Raw genomic sequence first — 792 nt, forward strand, 5'->3', positions numbered from 1 at the left:
TTTCCATCTAATAAATGTGTAATCTTACTCTTTGTCTTTGCGCTATCCTTACCATGATCAGCAACAAACTCGTTATCGTCATTGCTCCACAATAAAGCATCACCTTTTACCTGTTGCGTAACTTTACCGACTGCTTCTGTTAATTTATCTTCTACTTTCTTGATATTGGTATCAAGCTGCCCTTTGTTAACAGCTTCATTATCTTTTACTGCTTCCTTAACACCAGAAAGAGTCCGGTCAGCTTTAGAAACGCTTGCTATATTGATTTCAGTACCCGCTATTTCTTTACCAATGGTGATAAGATTCGTATCGAGATCTTTCTTAACAAGACTATCACCTGTTACATTGCTAATCTCATTAGCAATCTGTTTAGTAATCTCACTCTTTATATTTGTGAAAGACGTACCAACTCCAGTCAAAGCTTCCGCTACATTCTGATACGTCTGCTCTTCTTCCTTGCCATCTTCCTTAACTGTTTTAACCTTAAAGCTAGGTGCAGTCCATTGGCCATTCTCGTACTTAGCACCGCCGCCAAAATAGGTCGCAAGTTGCTCGTTCAGAGAATAAAGCTGACCACCGGTAACGGCATCCGTGGAATCTTTCGAAACATCACCATCTAACAGATACGTAATCTTGCTGTTTTCTTGTATCGCTTTAGATGCACCTTTTTCTAACTTGCTCTTTTCATGACGCGCCACAAAGGCATTGGCTTCATCGCTCCATAATAAGGCATCGCCTTTTACCTGTTGCGTAACATTCGTTATGTTTTGAGTAAGTTGATTAAACTTATTC

General features: G+C 39.6%; 1 pseudogene. It reads right to left on the bottom strand.

What is annotated here, in order from left to right:
• A pseudogene (locus ACFINO_RS10245) lies at positions 1-792 on the bottom strand (hypothetical protein); the annotation flags it as partial.

It is taken from the genome of Bartonella sp. AA83SXKL, from assembly GCF_042196965.1.
GTDB lineage: Bacteria > Pseudomonadota > Alphaproteobacteria > Rhizobiales > Rhizobiaceae > Bartonella.